The sequence below is a fragment of the Pseudomonas sp. IT-P4 genome (genome assembly GCF_949767755.1).
In the GTDB taxonomy this organism is placed as follows: domain Bacteria; phylum Pseudomonadota; class Gammaproteobacteria; order Pseudomonadales; family Pseudomonadaceae; genus Aquipseudomonas; species Aquipseudomonas monachiensis.
In genome coordinates, this window is record NZ_CATKPX010000111.1 from 11687 (window position 1) to 30019 (window position 18333).

Below are 18333 nucleotides of genomic sequence, written 5' to 3' on the forward strand. Positions count from 1 at the left end.
CTTTGTATTTAGTTGACTAAAGGCATCGGATATAAGCAAAAAGATCGCAGCCTTCGGCAGCTCCTACAGGTGTACACAAAACCCTGTAGGAGCTGCCGAAGGCTGCGATCTTTTGATTTTGAAGGGACTAGAAATCCCGCTTGTAGAAGATATCCAGCGAACTGGCCACGCCACCCGCGGCTTCGAGGTAGACCTTCTTGCTCAGCTTGTAGCGCAGGGCAATGGTGTTGGCCGGTTCAAACACGCCGACGCCATAGCGCAGACTGAGCTTTTCGGAAATATTGCCACTGGCCACCACGCTGGTGGCGTCGCCACTGCCCTGGGTGTCGAGCTGGAAGTCCTGGATGCCCAGGTTCTTGGCGATGCCGCTGGTCACCCCGGAGCTGCCCATCAAGCCCAACCCGAGTGCCGCCTGGGCGAGCATGTTGTTGTCTTCGCCATTGCTGCTCAGCGGACGCCCGAGCACCAGATAGGACAGGGCCTGCTCCTGACTCATGGCCGGCTCGGAGAAGATCTGCGTGGTCGGCTGTTCGGCGCTGCCACTCAAACGAATGCCGGCGATGATGTCGTCGGTCTTGCGAATGGCCTCGATGTCCAGGTACGGCTGATCGATGGGCCCGGCAAACAGCAAGCGCGCCCGGCGCACCGAAAGCCGCTGGCCGTAGGCGCGGTATCGGCCGTCGTTAAGCCACAGTTCGCCGCGGGTGTCCATGTTGTCGCCGATGTGCACATGCCCCTGGACATTTGCGGTCAGGCCAAATCCTGCAAAGCTCAACTTGTCCTCGCCGACCAGCACTTCGATGTCCATCTTCATTGCCAGCGGTGCTTTGCCCTCCTCGGTCTGCTGACCGATGATCACCGTGTCATCGGAAACCTTGACCGTCGACGGCGGCAACTCGCGAATGGTGATGTCGCCCCTGGGCACCAGCACTTTGCCGGCGATGGCCAGTTCGTCACCCTTCATCGAGATCTTCAGGTCCGGTGCCACTTCCAGCTTGGCGTAAGGCTCGACGGTGACCGGCAGTTGCGACCCCTTGAGCGCCAGGTCCACCACCAGCGCCTGGCCCCAGGCGATGTTGCCATTCAGGCTGCCCTGCCCGGCCTTGCCGCTGTTCCAGCCACCGTTCAATTGCACGCTTTCACCGGCGATGAGCGCTTGAACGTGCAGGTTTTTCAGCTCCATCGGCAATTCAGGCCCGGAGATCTGACCGTCGCTGAGTTGCAGACTGCCATTGACCTGCGGCGCCAGCAGCCCACCGGAAATCGTGCCGCTGCCATTCAAGCGCCCGGTCAGTTTCTCGACCATCGGCACGAACGGTCGCGCCACCGACAGGTCCAGCCCGCTCAAACGGAACGAGCCGCTCAACGGCTTGTTCTTTGGCAGCGGATTGAGCTGCGCTTGCACCATCAGTTCGCCGAGTTTGCCGCCGACGAAGTTGAGCTCGGTGTCGATGCGCTTGGGCGTGAGTTTGCTGGTGAGTTTCAGGGTCTGGTACGGGAAGTCCAGCCACTGGTCCTTATCCTTGATGCGCAACGTACCGCCGCCGGCATCGACGCTGACCTGGCCGTTCGGGCCACTGGCCGGCAGGTCCAGTTGCAGGTCGGCGTTGAGCCGGCCCTGCCAGGCGAAATCCTTCGGCAACCACTGCGCGAGACTGTCGATCGGGAATTGCTTGAGGTGATAACGCAGCTTTGGCTCGGGCATCAGGCGCGAGTCTTCACCGCACAGGCTGGCCTGGCCGGATGCCCAGCAATGGGCTCCAAAGCTGATCTTGCCGTCCGCCAGGCGTTCGAGTTTCGCCGGCCCTTGCAGCTTCCAGTCCTGGCCACCGGCCTGGATATCACCACTGGCCAGGCGCCCGCGCCAGTTGCCTTTGTCCAGCGCACCGTCCAGCCCCAGCGCCAGTTTCAGCTTCGGCCCTTGCAGGTCGAGGCTCAGCTTCTGGTTCTTGATGTCGCCCTGGCCGCTGGCGGTCAGGGTTCCCAGTGCAGTGTCGCCGGCCTGGATGCCGCTGCCCTTGAGGCCGATTTTCGCCCGTTGCGCACTGTCCAGCGTGGCGTCCAGGTTAAGGCTTTGCAGGCGATTGTCCTGGAAAACCAGTTGCGAGCCTTGCAGGTCAAGCTTGCCTTGGGGCGCCTTGAGCGTGCCGGCGACATCCACGCGGCCATTGAGCTGGCCGCGCAGTTGCGGCCAGAGCTGGGCCAGGCGCGGTAGCTTGAGATCGATCTGGCCGGCGAGTTTCTGTTGCAGGCTGCCTTTGCCGCTGATGCTGTTGTCGCCGAGGCGAACTTGCAGGGTATTGAGGTTCCATTGCTCGCCACGGCCGTCGGCCTTGGCCTGGATCACCGCTGGCTGACCGCGCAGCTTGCCCTTGAGATCCAGGTCGGCATTGAGGCTGAGCGTTTCGTTTTTCAGCTCGCCCGTGCTGCGCAACGGCCCGGCCAGTGTGCCTGGCAGCTCCGCAACCCAGTACGCAGGGTTGATCGCCGACAGGTCCAGCGCGGTGTCCCAGGCAATGCCATCGGCGAATTGCAGGTTCAGGTGCCCCTCAGCCTTGCCCTGCCCGGCCTGGAGTTGAATCTGTTGCAGGTAGATTTTCGTCAGGTCGCCCGCGAACGGGCTGGCCAGGGTGAAGGCGCCGGCCGGACCGTCCGCCGCCGCGACGAAATGCCCGAGGTACTTGCCGTCGGTGTAAGAGACTTCGCCGGTGAACGTGCGAAGCGCAACTTGCGGTTCGTCGATAAGCGGATAGAGCCTGTGCCACGGGAAATCCAGCCAGTCGATCTTCGCCTCGGCGCTCAGGCCCTTGCTCCAATCCACAAGCCCTGTGAGCTTGAGGCTTTGCTTGTCGTTGGCGGTCAGGTCCAGCGCGGCAATCTGCGCGCCCTTGGCGTCAACCTTGCCTTGCAGCGCCAGGGCGACTGGACCTTGCTCGGCGGGCAGCGTGGCTTTGCCGAGCAGCGCGTAGCCGTTCTTCAGGTCACCAGCGCCGGTGAGTTCCAGCTGATTGAGTTGCAGGGTATCCGGCAGATCGGCACTGGGCTTGAAGCCATCGGCGGTGATCCGTACCTTGGCCGGCAGGTTTTCCACCAGTGGTTGCAGTTCGCCGGTCAGTTGCCCGTTGAGGTAACCGCTGCTGTCGGCTTTCAGGTTCAGGGTCTTGAGCAGGTCGCCATCGACTTTCAGCGCCAGCGCCAGGGGTTCTGGCGTCGACAACAGCGTCAGCTTGCCGGAGGCGCTGAGGGGCCAGTTGCCGGAGGGTTGCAGCAGTCCGGACAGGTTCAGGCTCAGGTCATCGCGCTGTATCGACACCGCGTCGATCTTCAAGCCGGCCGTCGTCCAGTGCGCCGCCAGTTGCAAACCCTTGAGTTCTTCGCTGCCGTTGAACAACAGGCTGCCGACCTTGATTTCCCCCAGTTCGAGGGCCAACGGTAATTTGAGTTCCGGGAGCGTTATCGGGCCGCTGTCTGGCTCTTCGGCACCCGGCGGGAACGTCAGGCTGACCTGATCGGCCTGCAACTGCTCGATGCACAGGGTCATTCGCGTCAGGCACAACGGCGACCAGGCGAAAATCACTTTGCTCAGCTCAACCTGGTTGCTGTCCTGCTGCCACAGCACCCGATCGGCACTCCACTGCCCGCCCAACCGGCCCTGGAAGTTGTCCAGGGTCAAGCCCGGCACGAAGCCCAACGCCCAGCGGCTGCCCGTCGCCGTGCCCAGCACCGTGGCCAGCGTCAGGACAACCACTGCCACCAGCGCAGCCATTGTCAGCAGTGTTGCTTTCAAACCACGCTTCACAGCTCAGGCCCCATGGAAAAGTGCAGTCGAATGCCGCCATCGTCGTCCAGCGCGTGGGCCAGGTCGAGGCGGATCGGCCCCACCGGCGATACCCAGCGCACGCCGATACCGACCCCGGTCTTGAGGTTCGGCAGTTCGAGTGTGTTGAAGGCATTGCCCTGATCGACAAAGGTCGCGACCCGCCATTTTTCGGCGACGGAATACTGATATTCGGCACTGGCGGCGACCATGTAGCGACCACCAATGCGGTCGCCGTCGGAGTTTTCCGGGGACAGGCTCTGATAATCGTAGCCACGCACGCTCTGGTCACCACCGGCGAAGAAGCGCAACGATGGCGGTACCGATTTGAAGCCGTTGGTGGCACTGCCGCCGACCTGCACCCGCCCGAGGAAGCGGTGTTTATCGAACACCGTGGTCAAGCCTTTGACCAATGCCGTGCCGTAGAGCAGGTTGCTGTCGGAACCCAAACCTTCCTTGGCCACTTTGGATTCGAATTGCAGGCGATAGCCGTTGTGCGGGTCGATGCGGTTGTCGCTTTTGAGGTACGAATAGCTCACACCGGGCATCAGCAAGGTACTGAGTCCCGAGTCGTCGCCCAGTTGGTAATCCTCGCGCTGCCACTTCAGCGATACCACCCGTTGCCAGCCGCTGGGCAACTTGCTGTGCCACTCGGGACCGAGGGTCAGCAGCTTGCTGTGGCTTTCCTTATCGGCGATGTCTTCATTCTGGTAGCCACCGGCAAAACGCAGTTTGTCGGTCAGGGGCGGGTCCAGCGGAATGTCGTAGAACAGCCCGACGTTTTGCCGAGGTGCCGAGACTTCGGTTTCCCAGCCATAACTGTGCCCTTGCGCGTTGACCCAATGCCGGGTCCAGTTGGCCTTGGCCCGTGGACCGACGTCGGTGGAAAAGCCAAGGCCCAGGCCCATGGTCCGCGGTTTGCGGGTTTCGAGCTTGACGTCCACCGGGATTGCTTCGTCCCTGGACGCCGTGGGTGCCGCGTCCACGCGAACGCCTTCGAAGTAGCCGCTCGATTGCAGGTTCTGATTGAGTTCGGCGATCAGTTCCGAGTCATACGGCGTGCCGGTCTTGAACGGCACCATGCGTTGCAGCAGGTCGTCATCGAACGGTGTATCGCCCTCGAAACTGACCTTGCCCAGGGTATAGCGCGGACCGCTTTCATAGATCAGTTCGATATCGGCGACGCCGGCACGGGGGTCGACCGACAGTTTTGAACGGGTGAACCGGCCGCTGAAAAAACCATAGCGCGAAGCCTGATTCTGGATCAGGCGCTTGGCGTCCTCGTAATGCCCATGGTTGAGCACGGCACCGGGCTTGAGCGTGTCGCCCTTGGGGATTCGAAAGGCCTTGAGGGAAGCTGCCGGACCGTCGACACGCACCGTGACGTTGCGCAAGTGCACCGGCTCGCCGGGGTCGACCGTAAGCACCAGGCGCGGCTTTTCGCCGCCCTTCACTTCGCTGTCGATGTGCGGCTGGTAATAACCCAAGGCCTGGGCGGCCTTACGCGCCTGCTCTTCGGCGCCACGGCTGAAGCGCAGCAACGCTTCTTCATCGCGATCGCCGAGGTTGCCGATATAGCCTTCGATATTGGCCTTCAGCTCATCATTGGACGGTTTGATCCGCACATCCAATTCACTTTGTGCCAGCGCTGCGCAGCTGGTCATCAGCATCAGCACACCACTGGTAATTCTTCCTGGAAACTTCATAGGCGCGGATGCTATCACGAGCTTGAGAGCGTGATAGAGCCTGACTTACCCGGAAAGTTCGCCGATCAAGCGGTTGCAGTATGTAACACCTGGGGATTGGGGTGAAAAAACACGTGCTCGCGAATCGGTCCTACGGCAACTTCACCGATTTCCTGATAGCCCTGGCGCTTATAGAACTCCAGGTAGCGAGGGTTCCCGGTATCGAGGATCACGCCCTGTGAGTTTTCATCCACGGCGCACCAGTTGTGCACGGCTTGCAACAGTTGTTCGCCGAAGTGTTTGCCCTGGAACTGTGGATGAACCCCCAGCAACGGCAGGACGTGCACCGATTCGTTCGGCACGCAGGCCTCCACGGCAGCGTGATATTCGAGGTAGCGACGGGTGCAGCGAAATCCCGTGCTGAGCACCATGCGCAGGCGCCAGGCCCAACTTTCGGTGACGCCGAGACGACGTTGCGGCGGTGCGATCAGGGCGATGCCGATCAGGCGGTCGTTGACCAGCAGGCCGATGGCCGGCAGGTCCTGGAGAAAGTGCTGGCTCACCAGTTCGCGCACGGTGGCGCGAACCCGCTGTTCATAGCCGGGGCGCTCGGCTTCGAACAGATAGCCGAAGGTCGGCTCGTGTCGATAAGCCTGGTACAGCAGCGAACGCGCTTCGCGGGCGTAACCGCTGTCGAGCATGTGAATATCGGCGATGGCGGTCGAGGTTTCGGGCATGACGGTTGATCTCCCCGGCACAGCTCGGGTGGCTGTGCTCTTGTTGTTACGAGCCTGTCGGTGCTGACACAGTTCCTTACAGATCCGAAATGAGTGTAGGCAATGTAATCGCCTTCGTCGGAACGCCGCCCGGAGCAAGCCCGCTCCCACAGGTGATGAGCCGGCCTTGCTCTTGTGGGAGCGGGCTTGCTCGCGAAAGGGCCATCACTGCCCATACACAACTGACAGGCACAGCCGAATCCCCTCACCCCACACTGGCCCGATTCCCACATGTCAGCTAGCATCGCCCTTTTGCCAGGACTGCCGACCATGAAGATCGTTTCCTTCAACATCAACGGGCTGCGTGCCCGTCCCCATCAGCTGGCGGCGCTGATCGAAAAGCACCAGCCCGATGTGATCGGCTTGCAGGAAACCAAGGTCCACGACGAACAGTTCCCGCTGGCCGAGGTGCAGGCCCTGGGTTATCACGTGTATTTCCACGGGCAAAAAGGCCATTACGGCGTCGCCCTGCTCTCGCGCCAGGAGCCCCTGGCCCTGCATAAAGGTTTTGCCACCGATGAAGAAGACGCCCAGCGGCGCTTCATCTGGGGCACCTTCGCCGACGCCAACGGTGTGCCGGTGACCATCATGAACGGTTATTTCCCACAGGGCGAAAGCCGCGACCACCCGATCAAGTTCCCGGCCAAGGAGCGCTTCTACGGCGACTTGCAGCAATTGCTGGAAAGCCAGTTCAAGAACGACCAGCCGCTGGTGGTGATGGGCGATGTGAACATTTCCCCGGAAGACTGCGACATCGGCATCGGTCCGGACAATATGAAGCGCTGGCTGAAAACCGGCAAATGCAGCTTCCTGCCGGAAGAGCGCGAGTGGATGGCCCGCCTGAAGAACTGGGGCCTGGTGGACAGTTTCCGTCACCTGAACCCGGACGTGAGCGACACCTTCAGCTGGTTCGACTATCGCAGCCGTGGCTTCGAAGACGAGCCCAAGCGCGGCCTGCGCATCGACCTGATCCTCGCCTCCCACGGCTTGCTGCCACGGGTGAAGGCCGCCGGTGTGGACTACGAACTGCGTGGCATGGAAAAACCTTCGGACCATGCGCCGATCTGGCTTGAATTGAGCTAAAAAACACAAGATCGCAGCCTGCGGCAGCTCCTACATATGCCCGTAGGAGCTGCCGCAGGCTGCGATCTTTTGACTGTCATCTTTCGGAAACCTTACTGACTTAATCTCCCGACACCTCCTTTGGTTATGTAAGGTGCCGGCATGATGCTGCGCGTGTTGTTCTTGATGATGCTGTGCACAGGCTTGTCGCAAGCGGCCTCGGCCGGCGACTTGCCGACACCCGAACACGGCACGGTGCTGCGGATTCAGGGTTCCAACACCATCGGCGCGGCATTGGGACCGGCGCTGGTCGAGGGCCTGCTCAGTGAACTGGGCCTGCGCAAGATCCATCGGGAAACCCCGAACGCCGCCAACGAACTGCGCATCGTTGGCGAAACCGTTCAGGGCCGTCGGATCGTGGTGGAAGTGGCGGCCCACGGTTCAAGTACCGGTTTCACCGCACTAAAAACAGCCAGCGCCGATCTGGCCGCCTCGTCGCGCCCGATCAAGGACAGCGAACTGGCCAGCCTGCAATCCCTCGGCGACCTGAAAAGCCCGAGCGCCGAACAGGTCATCGCCATCGATGGCCTGGCGATCATCCTTCACCCGGACAATCCGCTGAACCAACTCGACACCGTGCAACTGGCGCGCATTTTCAGTGGCGAGGTGAAGTCCTGGGAAGACATCGGCGGTCGCGGCGGGCCGATTCATCTGTACGCGCGGGATGATCAGTCCGGGACCTACGACACCTTCAAGGAACTGGTCCTCAGCGGCCGTGGGAAAACCCTCGGCAGCGCGGCGAAACGCTTCGAGTCCAGCGAGCAACTGTCCGATGCGGTCAGCGCAGACCCGCAAGGCATCGGTTTTATCGGCTTGCCCTACGTGCGCCAGGCCAAGGCCGTGGCCATTATCGACGGTCAATCACAAGCCATGCCGCCGCTCAACAGCCTGATTGCCACCGAAGATTATCCGCTGTCCCGTCGGTTGTTCTTTTACCTGCCACCGACGGAAAAAAATCCCTGGGCCCAAGCGCTGGTGGCCTATGCCCAAAGCAGCAAAGGGCAAGCGATTGTCGCCGCCAACGGGTTTATTGCCCAGACCGTCCAGGCCATGGCCGTTACCCCCAATGCGTTGATGCCCGAGGGATACCAGTCCCTCAGTCGTCATGCCCAACGGTTGTCGGTGAATTTTCGCTTTGAAGAAGGCAGTGCCAGCCTGGACAACAAGGCGCGGCAAGACCTGACGCGAGTGCTCGACTATATAAAGCAGCAAGACAAAATGTCCGGGCAAGTGACACTGGTGGGTTTTGGCGATGCCAAGAGCGACCCGACGCGCGCCGATCTGCTGTCGAAGCTGCGGGCCATGGCGGTACGACGGGAGTTGGTGAAGAGCGGCGTGGTGTTTCGCGAGATACGCGGATTCGGTGCAGAAATGCCGGTGGCGGCCAATAGCGCCGATGAGGGACGGATCAAGAATCGGCGGGTCGAGGTTTGGGTGTATTGAATTGAAATGCGAACAAATGTGGCGAGGGAGCTTGTCGGAACGCCGCACCGTCCCGCTCGGCTGCGCAGCAGTCGCAAACCAGACAACCCGGTGCATCTGATACACCAGGGTTGCCGGATTTGGGGCCGCTCCGCGACCCAGCGGGAGCAAGCTCCCTCGCCACAAGTATTCACTCGACAGAAAAGATGCAGTGCTCTTAGTGCCCGCTACGCATCATCTCTTTCGGCACATACTTGCCGATTTCGAACTTGCCGATCGCCGCACGGTGCACTTCGTCCGGGCCGTCGGCCAGGCGCAGGGTGCGCTGCATCGCGTACATGTAGGCCAGCGGGAAATCGTTGGAAACCCCTGCCCCGCCATGGATCTGGATCGCCCGGTCGATCACCCGCAGCGCCACGTTCGGCGCGACGACCTTGATCTGCGCGATCTCGCTTTTCGCCACTTTGTTGCCGACAGTGTCCATCATGTACGCCGCTTTCAACGTCAGCAGACGTGCCATGTCGATTTCCATCCGCGAGTCGGCGATCTTGTCGATGTTGCCGCCCAAACGTGCCAGAGGCTTGCCGAACGCAGTACGGCTCACCGAGCGCTTGCACATCAGTTCCAGTGCGCGCTCGGCCATGCCGATCGAACGCATGCAGTGGTGAATCCGGCCAGGGCCAAGGCGACCTTGTGCGATTTCGAAGCCGCGTCCTTCGCCCAACAGGACGTTTTCGTACGGCACCCGCACGTTTTCGAAATGCACTTCAGCGTGACCATGAGGTGCATCGTCGTATCCGAACACCGGCAGCGGACGCACGATCTTCACGCCTGGCGCATCCACCGGCACCAGAATCATCGAGTGCTGGGCATGGCGCGGTGCGTCGGGATTACTCAGGCCCATGAAGATCAGGATCTTGCAGCGCGGGTCGCAAGCACCTGACGTCCACCATTTTTTGCCGTTGATCACCCACTCGTCGCCATCACGCACGGCACGGGCGGCCATGTTAGTGGCGTCGGAGGACGCTACGTCCGGTTCGGTCATGGCGAACGCCGAGCGGATCTCGCCGCGCAGCAAGGGTTCGAGCCAGCGCTGTTTCTGCTCTTCGTTGGCGTAACGCACCAGCACTTCCATGTTGCCGGTGTCGGGTGCCGAGCAGTTGAACGGCTCTGGCCCGAGCAGCGAACGGCCCATGATTTCCGCCAATGGCGCGTATTCGAGGTTGGTCAGGCCGGCGCCAAGCTCGGACTCAGGCAGAAACAAATTCCACAGGCCCTCGGCCTTGGCCTTGAGTTTGAGTTCTTCCATGATCGCCGTCGGCTGCCAGCGATCGCCCTCGGCGACCTGACGCTCGAACACGGCTTCGGCGGGATAGACGTAGGTGTCCATGAACGCTGTTACGCGCTCACGCAGTTCCTGAACCTTGGGCGAATAAGCGAAATCCATGAGCGAGATACCTTCTTGGGGGAGGTTGTTTAGGTCATGTATCGATGCTAGAACAGCGTTGATAATTTACCTAGCCTATTCTCGGCGTGTATAAACATTCATCACCGATATATGATCGACTGATCGTCACGGTCAGTCCGCCCACACAATAAGAGAGCCGCGTAATGAATCTGAGCAAGGTCGATCTCAACCTTTTCATCGTCTTCGACGCGATCTACACCGAAGCCAACCTGACCCGTGCCGGGCAGATTGTGGGCATTACCCAGCCAGCGGTGTCGAACGCTCTGGCCCGGTTGCGCGAGACCTTCAACGACCCGTTGTTCGTGCGCACCGCCCAGGGCATGGTGCCCACACCCATGGCGCAGAACATCATCGGCCCGGTGCGCAACGCGCTCTCGCTGCTGCGCGTGTCGGTGCAGGAAAGCCGTATTTTCAACCCGCAGCAAGCGGTCAAGACCTATCGCATCAGCATGACCGACCTCACCGAAGCGGTGATCCTGCCGCCGCTGTTCCAGCGCCTGCGCCGCCTGGCGCCAGCGGTGATCATCGAAAGTTTCCTGTCCAAACGCCGGGAAACCACCAAGGAGCTGGCGGCCGGTCGCCTCGACTTTGCGGTGGATGCGCCGCTCAACACCGACCCGCAGGTGCGTCACGTCAAGTTGATGGAGGACCGCTACGTGTGTGCCATGCGCAAGGGGCATCCGCTGGCGGGCAAGGAGAAACTCACGCTGGATGATTACCTGGGCCTGACCCACATCCATATTTCCAGCCGCCGCAGCGGCCTCGGCTATGTCGACCTGGCGCTGGGCAAGATGGGCATCCAGCGCAAGATCGCCCTGCGCTCCCAGCATTACCTGATGGCATCACAGGTGATGCAGCAGACCGATATGGTCATGACCGTGCCGGAACGCTTTGCCCGCCGTAACGATCTGCACGCCTTTAATCTGCCGGTCAACGACGTGCCGCCGGTGGAAACCCACCTCTACTGGCACGAAAGCACCGACCAGGACCCGGCAAACCGCTGGATGCGCGAGCAGATGATCGAGTTGTGCCAGCAGGTGACGGCGCAGGAGAAAAAGCTCGACACTAAAACGGTGTAAAGCCGTTCAAAAGATCGCAGCCTGCGGCAGCTCCTACATGGATATGCATTTTCCTGTAGGAGCTGCCGCAGGCTGCGATCCTTTTTCGCCCCTTGACGTAAACGTCAACCTGACATTAGCTTAGCGCCATGACCTTTTGCGAGCGCGCCCATGAGCAGCCAGACCTACAGCATTTCCGACCTCGCCCGCGAGCTCGACATCACCACCCGCGCCATTCGCTTTTATGAAGAGCAAGGCCTGCTCAGCCCCGAGCGCCGTGGCCAGGAACGCATTTACTCGCCCCGCGACAAGGTCAGCCTGAAGCTGATCCTGCGGGGCAAGCGCATCGGTTTCTCGCTGGCGGAATGCCGCGAACTGATCGAACTCTACGACCCGTCCAGCGGTAACACCAAGCAACTGCACAGCATGCTGGCGAAAATCAGCGAGCGCAGGGAGCAGCTTGAACAGCAAATGCTCGACATCGAACAGATGAAACTCGAGCTTGATACCGCTGAAGAACGCTGCGTGCAGGCGCTGGAGCAGACGCTCAAAAGCCAGGAATCGGTTCAGTAACCCGACACAATTCCCTGTGGGAGCGGGCTTGCTCGCGAAAACGGTTTGTCATTCAACACTGATGTCGACTGACCCGGCGCCTTCGCGAGCAAGCCCGCTCCCACATTAGATTCCCACTCACCATGACTACAGGTGAATCTCTTATGTCCCTCCCCACCCACGTACGCATTGTCGAAGTCGGCCCGCGCGACGGCCTGCAAAATGAAGCCCAACCCATCAGTGTTACCGACAAGGTGCAACTGGTCGATGCGCTGACCGCAGCCGGGCTCGGCTATATAGAAGTCGGCAGTTTCGTTTCGCCCAAGTGGGTGCCGCAGATGGCCGGCTCCGCCGAGGTCTTCGCGCAGATCCAGCGCAAACCGGGCGTGGTCTACGGTGCGCTCGCCCCCAACCTGCGCGGCTTCGAAGATGCCCTCGCCGCCGGGGTCAAGGAAGTCGCAGTGTTCGCGGCGGCGTCCGAGGCGTTTTCCCGGCGCAACATCAATTGCTCGATCAGCGAAAGCCTGGAGCGTTTCGGGCCGATCATGGACGCCGCCAGACAACATGGCGTAACCGTGCGCGGGTATGTGTCCTGTGTGCTGGGCTGCCCCTATGAAGGTAGCGTCGCCCCGGAGCAGGTCGCCGTGGTCGCCCGCGAGTTGTATGCCATGGGCTGCCATGAGGTCTCGCTGGGGGACACCATCGGCACCGGCACCGCTGGCGCAACCCGCAGGATGTTTGAAGTGGTATCGAAAGATGTGCCCCGGGAGAAACTCGCAGGGCACTTCCACGACACCTACGGCCAGGCTGTGGCCAACATCTATGCCAGCCTGCTGGAAGGCATCTCGGTGTTCGACAGTTCCATCGCCGGTCTCGGCGGTTGCCCCTACGCCAGGGGCGCGAGCGGTAACGTCGCCACCGAAGACGTGGTTTACCTGCTCAACGGCCTGGGCATCGACAGCGGAATCGACCTCGACGCCTTGATGCTCGCCGGTCAGCAGATTTGCACGGTCCTGGGTCGCCCTACCGGTTCCCGCGTGGCCAAGGCTCGCAGCGCACAGTGAGTACGCTGTGTGTGTCCGGGTGTTACCGCTGTGTCCGAAACGTGGGCGCAAGCGAGTAACACGGAAACAAATTGTAGGGTTTTGCCTGAGGCGAAAAACCCTACAATTTTCCAAGCCATTGATTTTAAAGGCTTTTAAAAAGTTGGCATGCCTCCTGCTATATCTATCGCATAACAAGAATAAAAAAATTGCGGCAAACCTAATAAAAACAAGACGTAACGACTCTGACATAACAAAAACAACACGGCAGAGACGCAGCTAACAGATTTTTTTGGAGAAGATGTGCTTTTCAGGGTGCTTTTCGGAGTTACCCGCAACCGGACAGAGAATAATAAAACTACCTTCAGGTAGCTCCCGTACTGGTTGGATCGCTCAGCGAGAAAGTAGATCAGCGCTCAAAAAAATACGTTTGCTCTTGATCCCGAATGGGGATCGCCAAAAACAGCGGTAAAGGGCAACGGTTGCCAAAAACAAAAACAGACCGACCCTCAATAATAAAAAAAGAGCACGCGCAACGAAAATTAAAGGGGAGCTTCGGCTCCCCTTTGTGCTGTCTGGCGTTTGAGATTGCCAAGATAATCACAACCTTGTAGGAGCTGGCGCAGCCTGCGATCTTTTGATCTTGACCTTCGCCAACCCTAAAAGATCGCAGCCTTCGGCAGCTCCTACCGTATCGCTTTGAGCTCCTCGATACTGATCTCGCGCATCCTGAATTTCTGGATCTTGCCGGTCACCGTCATCGGAAATTCCTCGACGAACTTGAAGTAGCGCGGCGTCTTGAAGTGCGCAATGCGCTCCTTGCACCAGGCTTGCAGCTCTTGCTCGGTGGCGCTGTGGCCGGGGTGGAACTTGATCCAGGCGACGATCTCTTCGCCGTAGCGCGAGCAAGGAATGCCAATCACCTGCACGTCGGCAACGGCCGGGTGAGTGAAGAAAAACTCTTCCAGCTCCCGTGGGTAGATGTTCTCACCGCCACGGATGATCATGTCTTTGTTGCGCCCGGCAATGCACACGTAACCCTCGTCGTTCATGCTTGCCAGGTCACCGGTGTGCATCCACCCTGCCTGATCGATGGCGTCTGCCGTGCCTTCGGGGTTGTTCCAGTAACCGAGCATCACGCTGTAACCGCGGGTGCACAGCTCGCCGATGGTGCCACGTGGCACCAGGTTGCCCGCTTCGTCGATGATCTTGCTTTCCAGTTGCGGCTGGGTGCGGCCGACGGTGGTCACGCGCAGTTCCAGATCGTCTGAAGGACCGGTCTGCAGCGACACCGGACTGGTTTCCGTCATGCCGTAGGCAATCTGCACTTCGCTCATGTGCATTTCGCTGATGACCCGGCGCATCACCTCGATAGGACAGGTCGCACCCGCCATGATCCCGGTGCGCAGGCTCGACAGGTCGAACTGGGCACGTTGCGGTTGGTCAAGCATGGCGATGAACATGGTCGGTACGCCGTACAGCGCGGTGGCTTTTTCTTCGGCCACGGCGCCGAGGGTCAGCAACGGATCGAACGCGTCGTTCGGGTAAATCATCGTACTGCCATGGGTGATGCAGCCGAGGTTACCCATGACCATGCCGAAGCAGTGATACAGCGGCACCGGGATCACCAGGCGATCCGCGGCGGTCAGGCCCAGGCTTTCGCCGACCATGTAACCGTTGTTGAGAATGTTGTAGTGACTGAGGGTCGCGCCCTTGGGAAAACCGGTGGTGCCGGAGGTGTACTGGATATTGACCGGCTGATCGAAATGCAGGCTGTCCTGGCGTTCATGCAGTTGCTCGACCGTCACGCTGCCCGCCAGATCGGCCAGTTGCGACCATGGCAGGAACCCCGACGGCGGCTGTGCATCCAGGCTGATGACGCCACGCAACTCCGGCAACCGCCCGCTCTGTAACTTGCCGATGGATTGCTCCGCCAACTCCGGCACCAGGCCTTGCAGCATCGAGTGATAGTCCGAGGACTTGAAGGCCCCGGCACATACCAGCCATTGGCAGCCGGACTGCTTCAACACGTATTCGAGTTCGGAACTGCGATACGCCGGGTTGATGTTGACCAGGATCACGCCGATTTTCGCAGTGGCAACCTGGCTGATGCACCACTGTGCACAGTTCGGCGCCCAGATGCCGAGGCGGTCCCCGGCTTGCAGCCCCAGCGCCAGCAATGCTCTGGCGTGCAGGTCCGCGGCCTCGGCCAATTGCCGCCAGGTGTAACGCAGCTGCTGATGGCGCACCACCAGCGCCTCCCCGTCCGGGTACTGCGCAACCGTGTTGTCGAATGCCTGGCCGATGGTCATCGCCAGCAAGGCTTTGTCCTGGGAACCACGGGTGTAACTGCGTTGCGGGCTTGCACTGGGTTGATCCATGACGACCCCTATTGTCTTTATTTATGGGCTACCGGCGGTCCCACAGGGTAGGTCCGCGTTCTATCTTGAACTGGCTCTACTCTCGCTCAAGTTGACGTTAACGTAAAGGGTGATTGACAGCCATTCGTCACAGGCTTACGTTAACGTAAAGGTGAGAACCCAATCACGGCCCTCCCCACCCTACAAAAAAGCCAAAAGGTGACCCATGAGCTATCCATCCCTGAACTTTGCCCTCGGTGAAACCATCGACATGCTGCGCGATCAGGTCCAGTCCTTCGTCGCCAAAGAGATCGCCCCGCGCGCCGCTCAGATCGACATCGACAACCTGTTCCCCGCCGACCTGTGGCGCAAATTCGGCGACATGGGCCTGTTGGGCATTACCGTGCCGGAAGAGTACGGCGGTGCCGGCCTGGGTTACCTGGCCCACGTGGTGGCCATGGAAGAAATCAGCCGTGGCTCGGCCTCGGTGGCGTTGTCCTACGGTGCTCACTCCAACCTGTGCGTCAACCAGATCAACCGCAACGGCAACCACGAACAGAAATCCAAGTACCTGCCCAAGCTGATCAGCGGCGAGCACATCGGCGCCCTGGCCATGAGCGAGCCCAATGCCGGTTCCGACGTGGTGTCGATGAAACTGCGCGCCGACAAACGCGGCGACAAGTACGTGCTCAACGGCAGCAAGACCTGGATCACCAACGGTCCGGACGCCAACACCTACGTGATCTACGCCAAGACCGACCTGGAAAAGGGCCCCCACGGCATCACCGCCTTCATCGTCGAACGCGACTGGAAAGGCTTCAGCCGCAGCAACAAGTTCGACAAGCTCGGCATGCGCGGTTCGAACACCTGCGAGCTGTTCTTCGATGACGTCGAAGTGCCGGAAGAAAACATCCTCGGCGTGCTCAACGGCGGCGTGAAGGTGCTGATGAGCGGCCTCGATTACGAGCGTGTTGTACTGTCCGGCGGCCCGACCGGGATCATGCAGGCCTGTATGGACCTGATCGTGCCGTACATCCACGACCGCAAGCAGTTCGGCCAAAGCATCGGCGAATTCCAGCTGATCCAGGGCAAGGTCGCCGACATGTACACCCAGCTCAACGCCAGCCGCGCCTACCTGTACGCCGTGGCCCAGGCCTGCGAGCGCGGCGAAACCACCCGCAAGGACGCCGCCGGCGTGATCCTCTACAGCGCCGAACGCGCCACGCAAATGGCCCTCGACGCGATCCAGATTCTCGGTGGCAACGGCTACATCAATGAATTCCCGGCCGGTCGCCTGTTGCGTGACGCCAAGCTGTACGAAATCGGCGCCGGCACCAGTGAGATCCGTCGCATGCTGATCGGTCGCGAACTGTTCAACGAAACCCGCTAAACGGAGCTGTCCATGGCTACCCTGCATACCCAGCTCAACCCTCGTTCAGCGGAGTTCGCCACCAACAGCGCGGCGATGCTCAAGCAGGTCGACGCGTTGCACACCCTGCTCGCCCAAGTGGCGCAAGGTGGCGGCCCGAAGGCTCAGGAACGCCACACCTCGCGGGGCAAACTGCTGCCCCGCGAGCGCATCAACCGCCTGCTCGATCCGGGTTCGCCGTTTCTGGAGATCAGCCAACTGGCGGCGTACGAGGTGTATGGCGAAGACGTCCCCGCCGCTGGCGTGATTGCCGGGATCGGCCGTGTGGAAGGCGTCGAATGCATGATCGTCGCCAACGACGCCACGGTCAAAGGTGGCTCGTATTACCCGCTGACGGTGAAAAAACACCTGCGCGCCCAGACCATCGCCCAACAGAACCGCCTGCCGTGCATCTACCTGGTGGACTCTGGCGGCGCCAACCTGCCGCGCCAGGATGAAGTGTTCCCGGACCGCGAGCACTTCGGGCGGATCTTCTTCAACCAGGCCAACATGAGCGCCATGGGCATTCCGCAGATTGCCGTGGTCATGGGCTCCTGCACTGCTGGCGGCGCCTATGTCCCGGCGATGGCCGACGAAGCGATCATGGTCCGCGAGCAAGCGACGATCTTCCTCGCCGGTCCGCCGCTGGTGAAAGCCGCGACCGGTGAAGTGGTCAGTGCCGAAGACCTCGGCGGGGCCGATGTGCACTGCAAGATTTCCGGGGTGGCCGACCATTATGCCGAGAGCGATGAACACGCCCTGGCCCTGGCCCGCCGCAGCGTCGCCAACCTCAACTGGCGCAAGCAAGGTGAGGTTCAGCAACGCACACCCATCGCCCCGCTCTACAGCAGCGACGAGTTGTACGGCGTGGTCCCGGCCGATGCCAAGCAACCGTTCGACGTGCGCGAAGTGATTGCGCGGCTGGTGGATGGTTCGGTGTTCGACGAATTCAAGGCGCTGTTCGGGACAACCCTGGTCTGCGGTTTTGCCTACCTGCACGGTTACCCGATCGCGATCCTCGCCAACAACGGCATCCTGTTCGCTGAAGCGGCGCAGAAAGGCGCGCACTTCATCGAACTGGCGTGCCAGCGCGGCATCCCGCTGCTGTTCCTGCAGAACATCACTGGCTTCATGGTCGGCCAGAAGTACGAGGCCGGCGGCATCGCCAAGCACGGCGCGAAACTGGTGACCGCTGTGGCCTGCGCCAAGGTGCCGAAGTTCACCGTGATCATCGGCGGCAGTTTCGGCGCCGGTAACTACGGCATGTGCGGCCGCGCCTACGATCCGCGCTTCTTATGGATGTGGCCGAATGCGCGCATCGGCGTGATGGGTGCCGAACAGGCGGCCGGCGTGCTGGTGCAGGTCAAACGCGAGCAGGCCGAACGCAGCGGCCAGGGTTTCAGCGCCGAGCAGGAAGCCGAGATCAAGCAACCGATCCTCGACCAGTACGAAGAACAGGGTCACCCCTACTATTCCAGCGCACGCCTGTGGGACGACGGTGTCATCGACCCGGCCCAGACCCGCGACGTACTGGCCCTGGCCCTGTCCGCGTCGTTGAACGCGCCAATCGAACCGAGCCGCTTCGGCGTGTTCCGGATGTGATTTTCTGTGGGACCGTGGAG

At 60.9% G+C, this 18333-nt stretch carries 12 protein-coding genes; 7 read left to right on the forward strand and 5 right to left on the reverse strand.

The genetic code is table 11. The features are described 5' to 3' along the window. Positions 1–127: 127 nt before the first annotated feature. The 3 genes from ACM6IT_RS28080 to ACM6IT_RS28090 all read right to left on the reverse strand — a co-directional run bounded on the left by ACM6IT_RS28080 (position 128) and on the right by ACM6IT_RS28090 (position 6239). Complete coding sequence (locus ACM6IT_RS28080) at positions 128–3799, reverse strand: translocation/assembly module TamB domain-containing protein (RefSeq protein ID WP_414919122.1); 3672 nt, start codon at positions 3797–3799, stop codon at positions 128–130. Then, positions 3796–5523 carry an autotransporter assembly complex protein TamA gene (locus tag ACM6IT_RS28085; protein WP_223542113.1) on the reverse strand — a complete coding sequence of 576 codons (1728 nt, stop codon included), beginning with the start codon at positions 5521–5523 and terminating at the stop codon, positions 3796–3798. Before ACM6IT_RS28085 ends, ACM6IT_RS28080 begins: the two co-directional genes overlap by 4 nt. 65 nt (positions 5524–5588) lie before the next feature. Further along, complete coding sequence (locus tag ACM6IT_RS28090) at positions 5589–6239, reverse strand: GNAT family N-acetyltransferase (protein ID WP_056724079.1); 651 nt, start codon at positions 6237–6239, stop codon at positions 5589–5591. A gap of 309 nt (positions 6240–6548) precedes the next feature. Between ACM6IT_RS28090 and xthA the strand changes: the two genes are divergently transcribed. Then, complete coding sequence (gene xthA / locus ACM6IT_RS28095) at positions 6549–7361, forward strand: exodeoxyribonuclease III (RefSeq protein ID WP_414919123.1); 813 nt, start codon at positions 6549–6551, stop codon at positions 7359–7361. Positions 7362–7502: 141 nt separating this feature from the next. Beyond that, positions 7503–8843, forward strand: coding sequence for a substrate-binding domain-containing protein (locus ACM6IT_RS28100; protein ID WP_414919124.1), 1341 nt, complete (start codon positions 7503–7505; stop codon positions 8841–8843). Between the two features lie 196 nt (positions 8844–9039). On the opposite strand, the gene ACM6IT_RS28105 is transcribed toward ACM6IT_RS28100, so the two are convergent. Continuing rightward, complete coding sequence (locus tag ACM6IT_RS28105; RefSeq protein WP_008053616.1) at positions 9040–10269, reverse strand: acyl-CoA dehydrogenase; 1230 nt, start codon at positions 10267–10269, stop codon at positions 9040–9042. A 164-nt stretch (positions 10270–10433) separates the two neighbouring features. Between ACM6IT_RS28105 and ACM6IT_RS28110 the strand changes: the two genes are divergently transcribed. The 3 genes from ACM6IT_RS28110 (at position 10434) to ACM6IT_RS28120 (ending at position 12964) form a co-directional block, all read left to right on the forward strand. After that, the gene (locus ACM6IT_RS28110) at positions 10434–11369 is read left to right on the forward strand and encodes a LysR family transcriptional regulator (protein WP_223542110.1); all 936 of its coding nucleotides are present in this window, start codon (positions 10434–10436) and stop codon (positions 11367–11369) included. Between the two features lie 150 nt (positions 11370–11519). Beyond that, positions 11520–11921 carry a MerR family transcriptional regulator gene (locus ACM6IT_RS28115; RefSeq protein ID WP_046037804.1) on the forward strand — a complete coding sequence of 134 codons (402 nt, stop codon included), beginning with the start codon at positions 11520–11522 and terminating at the stop codon, positions 11919–11921. 143 nt (positions 11922–12064) lie between these two features. Further along, complete coding sequence (locus tag ACM6IT_RS28120; protein WP_414919125.1) at positions 12065–12964, forward strand: hydroxymethylglutaryl-CoA lyase; 900 nt, start codon at positions 12065–12067, stop codon at positions 12962–12964. Between the two features lie 665 nt (positions 12965–13629). On the opposite strand, the gene ACM6IT_RS28125 is transcribed toward ACM6IT_RS28120, so the two are convergent. Then, positions 13630–15324, reverse strand: coding sequence for an AMP-binding protein (locus ACM6IT_RS28125; RefSeq protein ID WP_223542108.1), 1695 nt, complete (start codon positions 15322–15324; stop codon positions 13630–13632). Positions 15325–15529: 205 nt separating this feature from the next. Here ACM6IT_RS28125 and ACM6IT_RS28130 point away from each other — a divergent pair, with 205 nt between their 5' ends. Together ACM6IT_RS28130 and ACM6IT_RS28135 are read left to right on the forward strand one after the other, a co-directional pair. Further along, positions 15530–16693: an isovaleryl-CoA dehydrogenase gene (locus ACM6IT_RS28130; protein WP_007946948.1), complete on the forward strand. Its 1164-nt coding sequence runs from the start codon at positions 15530–15532 to the stop codon at positions 16691–16693. Positions 16694–16705: 12 nt separating this feature from the next. Further along, positions 16706–18313, forward strand: coding sequence for a carboxyl transferase domain-containing protein (locus tag ACM6IT_RS28135; protein ID WP_056724065.1), 1608 nt, complete (start codon positions 16706–16708; stop codon positions 18311–18313). Positions 18314–18333: the final 20 nt, after the last annotated feature.

Coding starts and splice junctions, on each gene's coding strand:
- ACM6IT_RS28085 (WP_223542113.1), bottom strand. CDS start 5,523: ATGAAGTTTCCAGGAAGAATTACCAGTGGTGTGCTGATGCTGATGACC.
- ACM6IT_RS28090 (WP_056724079.1), bottom strand. CDS start 6,239: ATGCCCGAAACCTCGACCGCCATCGCCGATATTCACATGCTCGACAGC.
- xthA (WP_414919123.1), top strand. CDS start 6,549: ATGAAGATCGTTTCCTTCAACATCAACGGGCTGCGTGCCCGTCCCCAT.
- ACM6IT_RS28100 (WP_414919124.1), top strand. CDS start 7,503: ATGATGCTGCGCGTGTTGTTCTTGATGATGCTGTGCACAGGCTTGTCG.
- ACM6IT_RS28105 (WP_008053616.1), bottom strand. CDS start 10,269: ATGGATTTCGCTTATTCGCCCAAGGTTCAGGAACTGCGTGAGCGCGTA.
- ACM6IT_RS28110 (WP_223542110.1), top strand. CDS start 10,434: ATGAATCTGAGCAAGGTCGATCTCAACCTTTTCATCGTCTTCGACGCG.
- ACM6IT_RS28115 (WP_046037804.1), top strand. CDS start 11,520: ATGAGCAGCCAGACCTACAGCATTTCCGACCTCGCCCGCGAGCTCGAC.
- ACM6IT_RS28120 (WP_414919125.1), top strand. CDS start 12,065: ATGTCCCTCCCCACCCACGTACGCATTGTCGAAGTCGGCCCGCGCGAC.
- ACM6IT_RS28125 (WP_223542108.1), bottom strand. CDS start 15,324: ATGGATCAACCCAGTGCAAGCCCGCAACGCAGTTACACCCGTGGTTCC.
- ACM6IT_RS28130 (WP_007946948.1), top strand. CDS start 15,530: ATGAGCTATCCATCCCTGAACTTTGCCCTCGGTGAAACCATCGACATG.
- ACM6IT_RS28135 (WP_056724065.1), top strand. CDS start 16,706: ATGGCTACCCTGCATACCCAGCTCAACCCTCGTTCAGCGGAGTTCGCC.